The sequence below is a fragment of the Streptomyces lunalinharesii genome, from assembly GCF_039532155.1.
GTDB lineage: Bacteria > Actinomycetota > Actinomycetes > Streptomycetales > Streptomycetaceae > Streptomyces > Streptomyces lunalinharesii.
This window is the reverse complement of record NZ_BAAARK010000016.1, coordinates 1-14,653: the sequence shown is the minus strand read 5'-3', so window position 1 is coordinate 14,653 and position 14,653 is coordinate 1. Positions and strand designations below refer to the sequence as shown.

Annotated in this window: 11 protein-coding genes and 1 pseudogene; 9 read left to right on the top strand and 3 right to left on the bottom strand. The window is 71.1% G+C overall.

Translation table 11 applies throughout. The annotated features are described in order from the left end of the window. Nucleotides 1–61: 61 nt before the first annotated feature. Together ABD385_RS23140 and ABD385_RS23135 are read right to left on the bottom strand one after the other, a co-directional pair. Nucleotides 62–1,234, bottom strand: a complete 1,173-nt coding sequence (locus ABD385_RS23140; protein WP_344579255.1) for an alpha/beta hydrolase — start codon at nucleotides 1,232–1,234, stop codon at nucleotides 62–64. 144 nt (nucleotides 1,235–1,378) lie between these two features. Continuing rightward, nucleotides 1,379–2,596 (bottom strand): cytochrome P450, encoded by a 1,218-nt coding sequence (locus tag ABD385_RS23135; protein ID WP_344579253.1) that lies wholly within the window; start codon nucleotides 2,594–2,596, stop codon nucleotides 1,379–1,381. 1,002 nt (nucleotides 2,597–3,598) lie between these two features. On the opposite strand from ABD385_RS23135, the gene cseB reads away from it, so the two are divergent. The 9 genes from cseB (at nucleotide 3,599) to ABD385_RS23090 (ending at nucleotide 14,355) form a co-directional block, all read left to right on the top strand. Then, complete coding sequence (cseB, locus tag ABD385_RS23130) at nucleotides 3,599–4,348, top strand: two-component system response regulator CseB (protein ID WP_344579251.1); 750 nt, start codon at nucleotides 3,599–3,601, stop codon at nucleotides 4,346–4,348. Nucleotides 4,349–4,407: 59 nt separating this feature from the next. Then, a complete protein-coding gene (locus tag ABD385_RS23125) occupies nucleotides 4,408–5,667 on the top strand; it encodes a sensor histidine kinase (RefSeq protein WP_344579248.1) in 1,260 nt (419 codons plus the stop codon). A 154-nt stretch (nucleotides 5,668–5,821) separates the two neighbouring features. Next, nucleotides 5,822–7,042: a cytochrome P450 family protein gene (locus ABD385_RS23120; RefSeq protein WP_344579246.1), complete on the top strand. Its 1,221-nt coding sequence runs from the start codon at nucleotides 5,822–5,824 to the stop codon at nucleotides 7,040–7,042. A gap of 64 nt (nucleotides 7,043–7,106) precedes the next feature. Beyond that, a complete protein-coding gene (locus ABD385_RS23115) occupies nucleotides 7,107–7,976 on the top strand; it encodes an AfsA-related hotdog domain-containing protein (RefSeq protein ID WP_344579245.1) in 870 nt (289 codons plus the stop codon). After that, on the top strand, nucleotides 7,973–8,620 hold the full coding sequence (locus ABD385_RS23110) for a methyltransferase family protein (RefSeq protein WP_344579243.1): 648 nt from the start codon (nucleotides 7,973–7,975) through the stop codon (nucleotides 8,618–8,620). The genes ABD385_RS23115 and ABD385_RS23110 overlap by 4 nt, the downstream gene beginning before the upstream one ends. Then, entirely contained in the window at nucleotides 8,617–9,615 is a 999-nt protein-coding gene (locus ABD385_RS23105) for an NAD-dependent epimerase/dehydratase family protein (RefSeq protein ID WP_344579242.1), read from the top strand. Before ABD385_RS23110 ends, ABD385_RS23105 begins: the two co-directional genes overlap by 4 nt. Then, nucleotides 9,612–12,314, top strand: a complete 2,703-nt coding sequence (locus tag ABD385_RS23100) for a PEP/pyruvate-binding domain-containing protein (RefSeq protein ID WP_344579241.1) — start codon at nucleotides 9,612–9,614, stop codon at nucleotides 12,312–12,314. Before ABD385_RS23105 ends, ABD385_RS23100 begins: the two co-directional genes overlap by 4 nt. Beyond that, complete coding sequence (locus ABD385_RS23095) at nucleotides 12,311–13,249, top strand: hypothetical protein (protein ID WP_344579240.1); 939 nt, start codon at nucleotides 12,311–12,313, stop codon at nucleotides 13,247–13,249. The genes ABD385_RS23100 and ABD385_RS23095 overlap by 4 nt, the downstream gene beginning before the upstream one ends. A gap of 65 nt (nucleotides 13,250–13,314) precedes the next feature. Beyond that, nucleotides 13,315–14,355: a glycosyltransferase family protein gene (locus tag ABD385_RS23090; RefSeq protein ID WP_344579238.1), complete on the top strand. Its 1,041-nt coding sequence runs from the start codon at nucleotides 13,315–13,317 to the stop codon at nucleotides 14,353–14,355. Between the two features lie 100 nt (nucleotides 14,356–14,455). Here the strand turns inward: ABD385_RS23090 and ABD385_RS23085 are convergent. Continuing rightward, nucleotides 14,456–14,653, bottom strand: a pseudogene (locus ABD385_RS23085) (L-histidine N(alpha)-methyltransferase); the annotation flags it as partial.

Genomic DNA, 14,653 nt, shown 5'->3' with positions numbered 1-14,653 from the left:
GCCCCACGGGGTCGGTGGGGCAACGGGGGCGGTGTGGTCGGTGTGGTCGGGTGTGGTCGGTTCAGCGGTTGAGGATGCGGCGTAGCCAGCGGACGCGGGCTTCGCGGGCGTCGCGGGCGACGGTGGTGTCGGGTGCGATCTGGTCGAAGCCGTGGAATCCGCCCGACCAGACGTGGAGTTCGGCGTCGCCGCCGGCTTGCCAGATGCGGGTGGCGTAGGCGATGCCCTCGTCGCGGTAGGTCTCGGCGGCGCCGGCGTCGATGTAGGCCGGCGGCAGGCCGGACAGGTCGGTGGCGCGGGCGGGTGCCGCGTACGGCGGGACCCGGTCGGTGCCGCGGGTCTCGCCGAGCAGCGACGTCCAGCCGACTTCGTTGGCGCGCCGGTCCCACACGCCGTGGCCGGCCATCTGCCGGGCGGAGGGGGTGTCGTTGCGGTCGTCGAGCATGGGGCACATGGCCAGTTGGCCGGCGAGGCGTGGTCCGCCCCGGTCGCGCGCCAGGAGCGTGACGGCCGCGGTCAGCCCGCCGCCCGCGCTGCCGCCCGCGATGACGATCCGCTCCGGGGCGCCGCCGATCTGCGCGGCGTGCCGCGCCACCCACACCAGCCCTGCGTAGCAGTCCTCGACGGCCGCCGGGTACGGGTGTTCGGGAGCCAGCCGGTAGTCGGCGGAGACCACGACGAGCCCGAGGGGTGCGGCCCACTCGCGCAGGATGCCGGGCATGCCGGTGCGGCCGGTCCCGCCGATCATGCCGCCGCCGTGCAGGTGGTAGACGACGGGTGCGCCGTCGGGCAGTCCCACCGGGCGGGCGATGAGCAGCGGGACGTCCGGCGCTCCGTCGGGTCCTGGTGCTGCACGCCCCGTCACCTCGAAGGTTCCGCCGTCGCGCAGTTCCTCCAGCGTGGGATCGGGAGCGGTCGCGGCGAGGTGCGCGCGCCACCGCGGCACGTCCGCGGGTGACGACGGCTCGGCGCCGCGCAGGTCGCCCAGCCCGTCCAGGACGGTTGCTGCTTCCGGGTCGAACGGTACGGGGGCGGGCTGGTCTTCCCGGTCCGCCGGAGTGGTGGGTGCCTCGGGAGTCGCGAGGGTCCCGGATGCGGTCGGGTCCGTCGGAGTTGCGGAGGTCGCCGGATCAACGGGTGTTGCCGGATCGACGGGTGTTGCCGGGCCGGTGGTCCGTGGGGGAGTGGTGGGGGTCTGTTGCGGGTCGTCTTCCGGCACGGGGTGGGTGTTCATGGATTCCTTCTCTGGACGGGTGTGGGCCGTGCGTCGGCACGTGCCGGGTGCTTGGGCGGTAGAGCCGAGTGGGGGCGGGGAGGAGCACGCAGGCGGTGAGCGGCGCACAGGTTGTAGGAACGCGCAGGCAGTGGGGAGTTGCAGTCACCAGGTGACAGGCAGTTGGTGTACGCCGTAGGCGATCATGTCGTGTTTGAAGCGGATGTCCTCGTCCGGGAGAGTGGTGCGCAGTCCGGGGAAGCGGCGCAACAGGGCCGGGTAGGCGAGTTGGAGTTCCTTGCGGGCCAGGTTCTGTCCCAGGCACTGGTGGGTGCCGTAGCCGAACGCGAGGTGTCCGCGTACGTCCGGCCTGCCGACGTCGAACCGGTCGGGGTCGCGGAAGGCGCCTGCGTCGCGGTTGCCGGAGGCGTTCGGCACGATCACGCCCTCGCCTGCGCGGATGAGCCGGCCTGCGATCTCGACGTCTTCCGTGGCGACCCGGGAGAGCCCGTTCTGGGTGATGGACAGGTAGCGCAGCAGTTCCTCGACGGCCGACGCCACCCGGGCGGGATCGTCGCTGTCCCGGACGACGGCGAGCTGGTCGGGGTTGCGCAGCAGCACCAGTGTCCCGAGGGCGAGCTGGTTGGTGGTGGTCTCGTGCCCGGCGACGAGCAGCGTTATCGCGGTTTCGACGAGGAGTGCGGGAGTGAGTTCGCCGGTGCGCAGGCGGGTGACGACCAGCGAGCTGAGCAGGTCGTCACCCGGATCGTGGTCCTTGCGACGGATCAACTCGCCGAGGAAGTCGGCGAGTTCGGTGCGGGCGGCGGTGAACTCGTGCACGGTGCTCTCCCGGGAGATCATCGTGCCGGCCACGCGTTGGAAGAGGGCGTGGTCCTGCCGGGGGACGCCGAGCAGTTCACTGATGACCAGGGAGGGCATGGGCAGCGCGAAGGCTTCGACGAGGTCGGTCGGGGGCCCGGCGGCCTGCATCCGGTCCAGCAGGTCGTCGATGATCTGCACCAGCCGCGGAGTCATCGTGGTGACCTGTCTGACCGTGAAGCGACCGATGAGCATGCGGCGTTGACGCGCATGCTCCGGATCGTCCTGCATGCTCAGGGCCTGCACCTCCTGGCGGCCCTGGGCTTTGAAGCCCGCCGTCGGTGCGGGAAAGCCGGGCCTGCTCGGGTCGGCGCTGAAGCGCGGGTCGGCCAGCACGGCGCGCTGGTCCTCGTAACGGGTGACGAGCCAGGGTGTCTGTCCGTCCCAGATCCGTACCCGGGCGAGCGGGGCCTGTGCGCGTAAGGCGGCGAAGTGCGGCGGTGGGTCGAAAGGGCAGCCGGGAGCGCGGTCGAAGGGGAAGTCGGGAATCGTGCGGTGCGGCACTGGTGTCTCTCCTCGTGAACGAAGCGTGAGGGGGGAATCGGCCCGTTGTGGGGCGAACGGTGGTCCCGTTGGGGCTCGTGGTCGACCGCAGCAGGCGGGCCGGCACGATACGCCTCCGGCAGCCGACGTCGACCGGGACGGGCGGCCCGGTACCCGCGCGCGTCCGTCGTCGCCCCTCACCGGGCACGAAGAGGATCAGCGCACACGGTGTGGGGGGAAGGAAGGGAACGGCACTCACGAGGGGACCGGTGAGCCACGAAGGGACCGGTGAGCACACTCACGGCCCGGGGAGCAGAGAGTGACAGCACGCACGGAAGCGGTCCCGCGCCAAGACGTGCGGTACGGCACGCTCACGACGGATGGTGAACGCGCACCCGGGAACGCCGCCTTCGAAGCGGCTAGAGTCTGTCAACCTCGATGATCACGCGGGGATGCTAGCACCGCCGGTCCGCTCCTGACGCGCGTCGTGTGGCGGCGCGGCAGCGATGCCGGGACGTGGCCCCGCGGGTCCGAATGACTGCGGCTTCTCCTAATTTCGGTTGTGTTATTCGGCCCCGGGGTCGCAGTGGTGGCCACCGCTAGGCTCCTCTCAATGCGCTCTTCACGCTTAGTACACACACGGGCGGGCGCGGCGCGGTCTCGGAGAGACGACGACCGCCGCCGGTCGCCGTCGTGCGGAACCAGACTGGGCCGGGCCGTTTCCCTCACGGCCATCACAGCCATCACGGCCGTCGCAGCGATCGTCTTGAGCGTGGCCGTGGCCGGATACGCGTCCGACACCGGGGTACGGGACGCGGGCACGACGGCGGATCTGCCGCAGCCGACGAGCGTCTTCCCATCGGAGCCGGACGGGACGACGACCCCCGAAGGTCCTCCCGTCGACACGTCGGACCGGCGCCCAACCCGTGCCGATGCCCTTCTCTTCCCGCACGGCGCGCCCAGGCTCCCCCCGGCCTTCGCCGGCGTCCTGCCATCCCGCACCGGAACAGCGAGGACATTGCCATGACCGCAACCCCCGCCCTCCATGACGAGCCCGCCGGTCCGCACATCCTTTTCGTGGAGGACGACGCGGTCATCCGCGACACCGTCCGCATCGCGCTCCAGCGTTACGGCTTCACCGTCTCCACCGCGGCCGACGGCCTCACCGGCCTCGAACTCTTCCGGAGCGCGCACCCGGATCTGCTGCTGCTCGACCTGATGCTTCCGCAGCTCGACGGCATCGGACTGTGCCGGAAAATAAGGGAGTTCAGCCTCGCGCCGGTCCTCATGGTGACCGCACGCGGCGACGACCTGGACGTGATCTCCGGGCTGGAGGCGGGCGCGGACGACTACGTGGTCAAGCCGTGCGAGAGCGCGGTGCTCGTCGCACGCATACGATCGCTGCTGCGCCGCGCCTCCTTCGGGTCCCTGTCCGGGGAGTCCGCACGCGAAGAACCCGCACGCGACGGCAGCGCGGCGGACGCCCGGCCCGTCCTCACCTTCGGGGAACTGACCATCGACACCTCCGGAATGGAGGTGCGGCGCGCGGGCGAGATCGTGGCGCTGACGCCCACGGAGCTGCGGCTGCTGCTCGCGTTCGCCGAGTCGCCGGGCGTCGTGCTGGAACGCAGGACGCTGTTGCGAAAGGTGTGGGACCACGCCTGGGAAGGCGACACGCGCGTGGTCGACCTGCACGTGAAGCGGCTGCGTGCCAAGGTCGACGCCGACCGGATCGAGACCGTACGCGGCTTCGGATACAAGCTGCGGCGCTGACGATGCCTTTGCACCCGCCGTCCTCTCCGGCGACCTGGGCCTGGTACCCCTCACGGTCCTTGCGGTGGCGCATCGCGGGACTGGTGGCCGCGGCGACCTGTGTGACCGTCATCGTCCTGGAGATACTGGTCGACCGCGCCTCGCACGCCTTCACGTTGGAACAGTCCCGCTCGATCACCATGCTCACGCTCGACCGGGCCGCCACGTCCTACTCGCGTACGGGCCTGGTCGCCGGAACCGGGGCCGAACTCGACGCGACCGAGGTGCCTGGCAAGTTGCGGGCGCTGGTGCGCGAGGGGCGCCAGGGCACCCAGTACGCGGACGGTCCCGACGGTCCCGCGATGTGGGCCGCGCGCCCCGCCGGCACCCGGACCCTGTCGGTACGGCACTCCTTGAGCACCACGTTGGGTGACCTGGAGGCCTTCAACAAGTCCATTCTGCGGGACGGCCTGTTGGCGATCGTCGTCGTGCTGCCGCCCATCTGGCTCGTCGCCGGGGAGATGAGTCGCAGACTGCGGACAGCCGCGGGCACCGCCCTCCGGATAGCCGCCGGTGACCTGGACGCCCGGATCTCCGCGATGCCCCGCCCGTTCGACGAGATCGCCGAGATCTCCGGTGCGGTCGACTCGATGGCGGCCTCCCTCCAGGCACGGCTGCGCGGCGAACAGCGCTTCACCGCGGACGTCGCCCACGAACTGCGCACGCCCCTGATGGGGTTGGTCACCGCCGCCGAACTCCTGCCGGACGGTGAGGCGGAACGCTATGTGCGCGACCGGGTGCGCGCGCTGTGCGCGCTGGTGGAGGACCTGCTGGAGATCTCCAGACTCGACGCGGGCGTGGAGCGCGCGGACCCGCAGCACTGCGCGCTGGTACCGCTGTTGGAGGAGGCCGTGGAGCGGGTCGGGGTTCCGGCGACGGTGCTCGTCGGGGGTGCCACCCACCCGACGGACGTACGCGTGTGGACCGACCCCCGCAGACTGGAGCGCATCGTCGCCAACCTCGTCGTCAACGCGCACCGGCACGGCCGTCCGCCCGTGGCGGTCACGGTCGGCGTGGATGCCGACACCGGCGTTCCCACCGTCTCCGTACGGGACAGGGGGCCCGGCTTTCCCACCGGACTGCTGGACGACGGCCCTCAGCGGTTCCGGACCGGCGCCCGTGAACGCGGCAGGGGACACGGACTCGGGCTGACCATCGCGCTCGGGCAGGCCCACGTCATCGGCGCCACTTTGACGTTCGGCAACGCGTCGGACGGCCCGGGCGCCGTGGCCCTCGTACGGCTGCCCCGTGGCCCGGCGGCGGAGCCGATACGCGACTGACACGCCGTCGACCCCGTTCGGACGTACCGCTGACACGCCGTCGCGGCACAGTCGAGCCGGCGCCGACCTCTCTCCTACCTCAGGTCGACACAATCGCTTCACAAGATGGCATCCGCACCTGAACTGACGACGTTCCAGGGAAGGACTGCCGCACATGAACGCGAAGACCACTCACGGCGCGCGGGAAGAGGCCGTGGTCGACCTCGCCGCGTACGGCGCGCGATTCGTCGAGAACCCCTATCCCGTCTACGCGGAGCTGCGCGCGAAGGGACCGGTGCACCGGGTCCGTGTCCCCGGCCAGGAACGGGACTTCTGGCTGGTCGTCCGCAACGAGGAGGGCCGCCGCATCCTCGCCGACGAGCGCCTGAGCAAGGACTGGCGCTCCCAGGGGGTCTGGCCGGCCGACGCGCTGCCGATCAACGAGAACATGGTGGAGAGCGATCCGCCCAAGCACACGCGCCTGCGCGCCCTGGTGACCCGCGCGTTCACCGCGCGGCGGATCGAGGCACTGGCTCCCCGCGTCCACACCCTGACCGCGGACCTCCTGGACTCGATGGCCAAGGCCCCGGACGGGCGGGCCGATCTGGTCGCCGCCCTCGCCTTCCCGCTCTCCATGACGGTGATCTGCGAGCTGCTCGGCGTCCCGGACCTGGACCGGCAGTCGTTCCGGGGATGGACCAACGAGATCGTGGCCTCCTCCTCCGACGAGGCGACCGGCGAGGCCGTGCGGGCGGTCAACGCCTACCTCACCGGCCTCATCGAGCAGAAGCGCACAGCACCGGGGGACGACCTGCTGAGCGCCCTGCTGCGCACGACCGACGAGGAGGGCGACCGGCTGAGCCCCGAAGAGGTCGTCGGCATGGCCTTCCTGCTGCTCGCAGCCGGACACGAGACCACCGTCGGCCTCATCTCGAACACCGTGCTGGCGCTGCTCCGCCACCCCGACCAACTCGCGCTGCTGCGGGCCGACTTCTCCCTCACCGGCAACGCTGTCGAGGAGACCCTGCGGTACGACAGCCCGACGGAGAACTCGACGTACCGGTTCGCCACCGAGACCATGGACTTCTGCGGCGCCCGCTTCGAGAAGGGCGATCCGGTGCTGGTGTCGCTCGCCGCGGCCGGGCGGGACGGCGAACGCTTCGAGGACGCCGAACGCTTCGACATCACCCGCACCGCGCGCGGACACCTCTCCTTCGGCCACGGCATCCACTACTGCCTGGGCGCCCCGCTGGCCCGGCTCGAAGCCGGTGCCGCGGTCCGGGCCCTGCTGGAGCGCTTCCCCGATCTGCGACTCGACACCTCCGAACCCCTCGTGTACATCCCGGGGATGCTCGTCCGCGGCGTGCGCCGACTGCCGGTGCGATGGACCGGGTGACCCCGCGACCGCACCGATCCTCCGTCACCCGTCCCGAGCACCCCGAGCACACCCGGAGCACTCCATGAGTACCGACACGGTGAACCCGGCGCACGACGCGGACCGCGCCCCGATCAGCGAAACCGCCAAGATCAGCACGGACGACACCCATACCTTCTTCTTCGACCACCCCCTCGATCACATACCGGGAATGCTGCTCGTGGACACCGCCCTGCACCGGGCGGAGCAGGCAGCCGGCCGGCGCGCCGCGGGTCCCCTGCGGGTCCAGGACCTCGATCTGACGTTCAACGGCCTGTGCGAGCACGGTTCCGAGGCCCTCGTCCATCTCAGGGAGAACGGGCCAGGCACGCGCACGTTCACACTGGACGTGCGCCAGGACGGGACGAGCGTCTGCACCGGATCACTGCGGCTGGAGCCGGCTCCGCGGCGGGAGCTCTTCGCCGAGGCGCCGGGACGGGCACCGGGACGCGACCGCCCGCGGCGCGCGCCCGCGGAGCTGGTCCACAAGAGGTCCTCGGACAACGTCCTGATCGGGCCGCTGCGGCAGACCGGCGAGCACAGCTACACCACCGTCATGATCGGTCCGCCCGCCGACCGGTGGCCCGATGTGCATCCCACGACCGTGTTGGTGGAGGCGATCCGGCAGACCGCGACCATCACCTCCCACACCGCATGGGACATCCCCACCGACTGGCAGTACATCCTGATGTCGATCCACCTGACGCTCACCGACACCGCGACCTGGCCGGCCGCCCCCGAACTGGTCTGCCACGTCAGCCCGTTGAAGGGCCGCGCCCGTGGCGGGATCGACATCGCCGTCCAGGTCGACGGGGCACAGGTCGGTCACCTGCACCTCAAGGCCCGCGCCGTACCTCCGGCCGCGTACCAACGGATGCGCGAGGCCGCTGCGAAGACGGCGGAGGCGACGGCATGAAGCGGTGGATCACCGAGAAGTTCCCGGCGCTCTTCTTCTTCACCGGGCTCCTGGCCGGCGCCGGGGCCCTCGTCCGGGCGGCGCGGGACACCGCGAGCCCCGCCTTCCCGATGCCGGCGGTGATGATCGGCGTCTATCTGTGCTGGGTCCTGCTGGAGGCGCGCATCACCTTCCGCACAGCCGGGATGCAGGACACCGAGGACGACCACGGCACGGAGATCGTCTACGGGCTGTCACGGTTCGCGACCGTCCTCGCCGCGCTCTACGGTCCCCTGCCGGACGGGGCGCCGCTCCTGGCGACCGGCCCGCTGCTGGTCCTGCTGGCCGGCATCGCGCTGCGGCTCGTCTCGATCCGGACACTCGGCGCCTTCTACTCGCACCGGGTGCGCAAGGACGCCCAGCACCGCGTCGCCACCTCCGGACCGTACCGGCTGCTGCGGCATCCGGCCTACGCGGGGATGATCCTCGCGCACCTCGGGCTGGTGGCGTACTTCCTCAATCCGTTGAGCGCCGCGCTGTTGCTGCTGCTGTTCGTCCCCGCGGTCGTGCGCCGGATCTCCGTCGAGGAGAAGGTCATGTCGACCGTCGCCGGATACCGCGACTTCATGGCGAGCCGCAAACGGCTCGTGCCGTTCGTATGGTGACGCAAGCACCGCGCACGGGCCGACTGCCCAGGATCGCCCTGACCGGGGCCACCGGCTACGTGGGCGGCGCGCTGCTGCGGCACCTGTCGGGAATGGCGTCGCCCTGGCCGGTCACGGCCCTGGTGCGGCAACCGCCCACGCGGCGGCTGCCGTTCGTCACCTACGTGCGGGGCGAGATCCCGGGGCGGCTGCCCGCCGACTTCCCGCCGCCCGGCACCGACGTCCTGATCCATCTCGCCAACGAGAACCGCAGCCGCGACCAGGACGTCCTGCACGCCGTGAACGTGGCGGGCACCCGCGCCCTGATCGGCGCGGCCCCCGACTCGCTGAAGGGCGTGCTGCTCGGCAGCTCCATGTCCGTCTACGGCAGGGGCGCCCAGATCCGGGTGACGGAGACGGCCCCCGCCCGGCCGTCGACGGCTCTGGGCCACGCCCGGCTGGGCGCCGAGCACGAGGTCGCCGAGGCCATGCGGCGGCGCGACGCAACGGCCTATCTGCTGCGGCCGCGGTTCATCACGGGCCGGGACGACACCGCGTTCCTGCCCGGCATCAGCCGGCTTCGGCGGCTGCCGCTGCGGGTGCCAGCGGACCGGACCTACTTCAGCGTGATCGACGTGGACGACTACGGCTCGGTGATCGCGCAGCTCGCGCGCCGGGTGCTGGAGCGTGCCGCGTACGGCACGCCCGTACGCACGGCGGTGAACGTCGCCTACCGCAGACCCGTGACCCTGCAAGACCTGTTCGACGTCGTGGCGGCCCCGCCGAGCCCGGACCCCCTGCGTTGGCTGCCGGCCGCTCCGGTAAGGGCCCTGAGCTCCGTGTTCCCCGGGCAACGGGCGTCCCGGCTCGCGGAGCGACTCGAACTGGTCACCCGGTCCCACTGGGCCGACGTCGGCCTCCTGGAGAGCGAGATCGGAACCGCACTGACCGCGAAACCACCGGAAACGGTGGTGCGCTCCTACCGGGCGTACCCACCCGAACAGGAAACCTCATGAACGAGACACTCATCGAGACACTCGGCGAAGGCATGACCCCGGACAGCGTCGGTTGGAAGTTCGCCCGGCTCAAGACCCTCCAGGAGCGGGGCGTCCGGGTCCCGGGCCTGTTCTGCCTCACCGGCGCGGCCTACCACCGGGCGGTGGCGCCGGTCGGGGGCGCCATCGACTCCCTGGTGCGCAACACCGACCTGGACGACTGGGACCAGGTGTGCGCCACCAGCGCCCGAATCCGTGAGGTCATCGCCCACGCCGGACTCGGTTCCGAGGTGGAGACGGCCCTCGAACGCCGGCTGGCCGCCGACTTCCCCGACGGCCCGCTGCTGGCGGTGCGGGCCTCGGTCATCGGTGCCGCGGGCCAGGGCGAGGACTCGGCACGGAACCCGTTCGCGGGCATGAGCGACAGCTTCCTGTACGTCCCGCGGTCCGGGGTGAAGGAGGCGGTGCTCAAGTGCTGGGCGTCGGCGTTCAGCCCGGAGGGACTGCTCTACCGGCACCGTCAGCGGCTGCCCTTCTCCGGGCTGTCCGTCGCCGTCGGCGTCCAGCGCATGGTCTTCGGTGAGCGCTCGCTCGTCCTGTTCACCTGCGACCCCACCAGCTACGCGCGCAACACGGTGATCAGCGCCAGCTGGGGCATCGGCGAGGGCGTCGTCCAGGAGAAGGCCCCGGCCGACCACTACTTCGTGCACTCGCGCACCGGGAACGTCGAGAGCGTCGTGGCCCGCAAGACGACCATGGTGACCCTCGACCGCGAGCGGGGACACGGAACCGTCGAGATCGCCGTGGCGAGCGAACGCGTCGACGTTCCCGTGCTGAGCGACGAGGAGGCCAGGGCGCTGGCCGACCTCGGCAAGGACATCGAGAAGATCTTCGGCGAGCCGCAGGACATCGAGGCGACCTTCACCGAGGACGGCCTCGTGCACGTGGTGCAGTCGCGACCCGTGACCATCGAAGCCGACCGGCACCGGATCTGGAGCAGCGCCAACGTGTCCGAGAGCTTCCCGGACACGACGACCCCGATGACGTACTCGGTGGCGCGCCGCTTCTACTGGCTGCTGAACCACGACTACCTGCGCCGCAGCGGAGTCCCCGAGAGCGAACTGCACGATCTGCACGAGACGATGACCCGACTGCTCGGGTTTCTCGACAACCGCATCTACCACAGCATCAACGCCTTCATCAAAATGCTGTCCGCCGTGCCGATCTTCGACAGCGTCCGGCGCGACTGGGAACGTCTCGTCGCCGAACTCGACACCTTCTACCACCACACCTCCGACAGGCCCACGGGCTTTCGCGCACGCGGTCGCCGGGCGGTCCGGCTGGTCACCGGATGGGGCCGGGTGGCGCGCGCCTACCAGACCCTGCCCCGCGACTTCAAGGATTTTCAGGAGCAGTGGAGCGGGCTGCTGCGGGAGGTGCGGACCGGTTCGACGACGAGCGAGCATCCACTCAAGCTCGTCGCCGACTACCGCCGCACCTGGCGCACGGCGGGACAGCTCTGGGGCATCACACTCGTCAACTACCAGTTCATGGTGCTGTTCCACAAAGCCGTCGAGCTGGCCATGGACCGCTGGGGCGTCGACGAGCAGGAGACCCTCTTCAGCCAGTTGCTGTGCGGCGGCCGGCAGCTCAAAGGCGCGGAGATCGCGCTGAGCGCGGTACGGCTGGCCGAGCGGGTGCGCAGCGACGCGGGACTGCACGATCTGTTCCTGGCCGACCCACCACGCGCCATCTGGGACCGATTGGCGGCGGGCAAGCTCCCACACGACTTCACCGAGGAAGTGCACCGGCACATCGAGCAGTACGGCGACCGCGGCATCGCGGAACTGAAGCTGGAGAAGTCCAACCTCCGCGACACGCCGTGGGAGCTGATCCGGCTCGTCCAACAGTACGCCGCGAGCGACCTGACCGTCGCGGACATGGAAGAGGTGGAACGCAGCACGCGCCTGGCGGGCGAGGCACTGCTGCGCTCCAAACTGCCGCGAGCCCGGCTGCGGCGCGCCGTGCTGCTCGGTCTGTTCGACCGGCTGCGCACCACCCTGTACTACCGGGAAGCCGGCCGGTACATGCGCAGTGAGCTGTTCGGTTACAGCAAGCAGGTCATCCGCGCCCTGGGTGTGGAGCTGCACCGCCGCGAAGTGCTCGGCGACCCGGAGGACGTGTTCTTCCTCGATCTCGACGAGCTCTTCGGCTTTGTGGACGGTACGGGCTCCACCCGCGACCTGGCCGGACTGGTCGCGGTCAGGAGGCGCGACCTGGAGAAGTCCCGGGCGCTGCGGCCGGTGCGCGAGTTCGCCACCGGCGACGTGGTGGCCACATCGGTGCCGCAGCAGGAGGACGTGTCGCCGGACGGCACGGAGGGCGTCGACGGGCTGCGCGGTCTCGGCTCCTGCCCGGGAAAGGTCCGCGGATACGCGCGCATTCTGTCGGACCCGGCCCTGGACGGGGAGTTCCCCGCCGACAGCATCCTCATCACCCGGGAGACCGATCCCGGCTGGCTCTACCTCATGCTCGCCGCGAAGGGCATCGTCGTCGAACGCGGCAGCCTGCTGTCGCACACCGCCATCACCGGCCGGAAGTTCGGCATACCGACGATCGTGGGGGTGCCGGACGCGACCCGGCGGATCCCCGAGGGAAGCCTCATCGAGGTCGACGGCGGCACCGGCAGCGTCGTGATCCTGGACGAGGCCCCCCGGTGAGGCCGCTGCGCGCCTTCTGGCGGTTCTTCTCCCGGCGCTTCCCTGCCCTGCGCTACCTGGCGTACGTCGTGCTGTGGCCGGCGGGCGTGCTGGGCGCGCTCGCGCCGTTGCGTCCCGCTGGGGCGGCGGTGGGCCCCGGCGTCGCGGAGCAGGTGTGCGCCGCGCTGGCGCTGTTCGTGATTCTGTTCTTCATGCGCGCGGTCGACGAGGTCAAGGACCTCGACTACGACCGGGAGTTCCACCCCGACCGCCCCCTCGTGACCGGCGAGACGGATGCCGCGGCGATCCGTGTCTACCTGCTGGGGGCGGCGGCCGCCGCCGTGGCACTGAGCGCCGTCGTCGGTCCGGCGGCCGTCGTGACGGGCGTGGCGATCATGGCCTACAGCGTGTTCCTGCTCCTGCTGGAGAAGGCGTCCGAGCGCTTCCGCGAGAGCGTCTGGGGGAACATCGCCGTCACGATCCAGCTGAAGACCGGACTCATCTGCTACCTGGCGCTGCTGGCCGCCTCCGCCGGCGCCGGGACGCCGCCGCTGCCGACCGCGCTCGTGGTGCTGTCCTTCCTCCTGGCCTATCTGCACTGGGAGATCGCGCGCAAGACGGTACGGGCGCGATTCGCCCTGCCCGGCGAGAAGCTCTACTCGACGGCGTTCGGCGCCCGGTGGAGCCTCAGCGTGGCCACGTTCCTCATGGTCACGGCCTGCTTCTTGCGCGCGGTGGTGTCCCTGGGAGCAGACGCGGGCGAGGTACGGCCCGCCACGCTCGCGGTGTTGGCCGTACCACTCGCCCTCGTCGTCTGGGGCGTCGTCGGCTTCCGCGCGCGCCGGCAGACGCGGCACACCGCCGGCGGGCCCGCGTTCGCCGCGTACCTGGCGTTCCTCGCCACCGGGGCGGTGCAGCCCGCGCTGATGACCCAGGCCCCGCCCTGGTTCGGCTGAGCCGAACTCCCCTCTCCCTTCTCCTCCCTCTCCTCCTTCCCCTCCGACGAAAGGTGTGACGTGTCATGAACGGACGTGTCATTTATGCCGACTTCGAGTACCCCATCCCGCTGGGCGGCGCGCGCATTCTGTCGGCGCACGTGAAGTTGCTGGCGGAGGCAGGGGTGGACGCCTACCGGTGGTCGCCGACACCGGGCTTCCGGTACGCCTGGTTCGACGACAGCGGCGTACCCACCCTGTCGGGCATGGAGATCGAGCTGACGGCCGACGACCTTCTGGTCGTCCCGGAGATCTCGGTCCTGCCCGGACACGACCCGGCGCCCGGCGCCCGCAAGGTCGTCTTCAACCAGGGGCACTTCCTCACCTTCCTCACCAGCGGCGCGGTGGGCCGGTACCCGGGCTTCACCCCCGATCCCGGCATCTGGACGATCTCCCGGGAGAGCGTCGACGTCCTCAGCCGCGCGCATCCGTATCTGCCCACGCCCCTGCTCATCCCGAACCCCATCGACGGCGAGCTCTTCCGCCCCGCCGAGCGGCGGGTGGCGAGCATTGCGTGGATGCCGCGCAACCGCCCCGCCGAGTCGCTGCTGCTGGAGCGGCTGCTCCGCGCCGATCCGCGCGGCGAAGGCGTCGAGTTGCGCCCCATCCGGGGGTTGAGCCACGAAGAGGTCGCCCAGGTCCTCGCCGACACGTCGGTCTTCGTCGCGCTCGGCTCACCGGAAGGAGAGGGATTCGGCCTGCCCGTCGCCGAAGCGCTGGCGAGCGGTTGCCTGGTCGCCGGCTATCCGTTGGGCGGCGGCGAGGAGCTCTTCGACGCGCCCTCGGCCTGGCGCGTACCCGACCTGCGTACGGGCCTGCTGGCGGACCGCGCCCTGGAACTCGTCCGACGCCCGGAGGACGGCGTGCGCGCCGAAGGGCGCCAGTGGCTGCTCGACCGGTACCACCGGAAGACGACCACGGACGCCCTGCTGGCGGCGGTCGACGCGGCCCGGAACCTGCCGGGCGGCCCGGCCACGGCGACGCACTTCCTGGCCTGGTCGGAGGAGTACCGTCCGTTCTTCGTGTCCCAGGTGGCGGCCATGGAGGCGGCACAGAGGGGCAATTGACCGTTCCTCCCGTACTCCCGTGCGGAGCCCGCCGAGGCCGAGGTGACCGGCCCGCTCTTCCCCCGTGCGCGGCGGCTCCTGGACAGCTCAGGGGCCGCCGTCAGGGCACCGGCGTCGCTGCGACGAGGACTACCTGGCTGTCCTGGTCGCCGTGTTCGAGCAGGCGCACCCGGAGCCCGCAGTCGGTCAGTTGGTCGGCCACCGCCGTACTGTCCTGGTAGAGGTAGCGCCAGACGACGACGGTGTCGTCCGGTTCGAACGACACCGTTCGGCTGCCTCCCGCGGCGTCGAAGGTCAC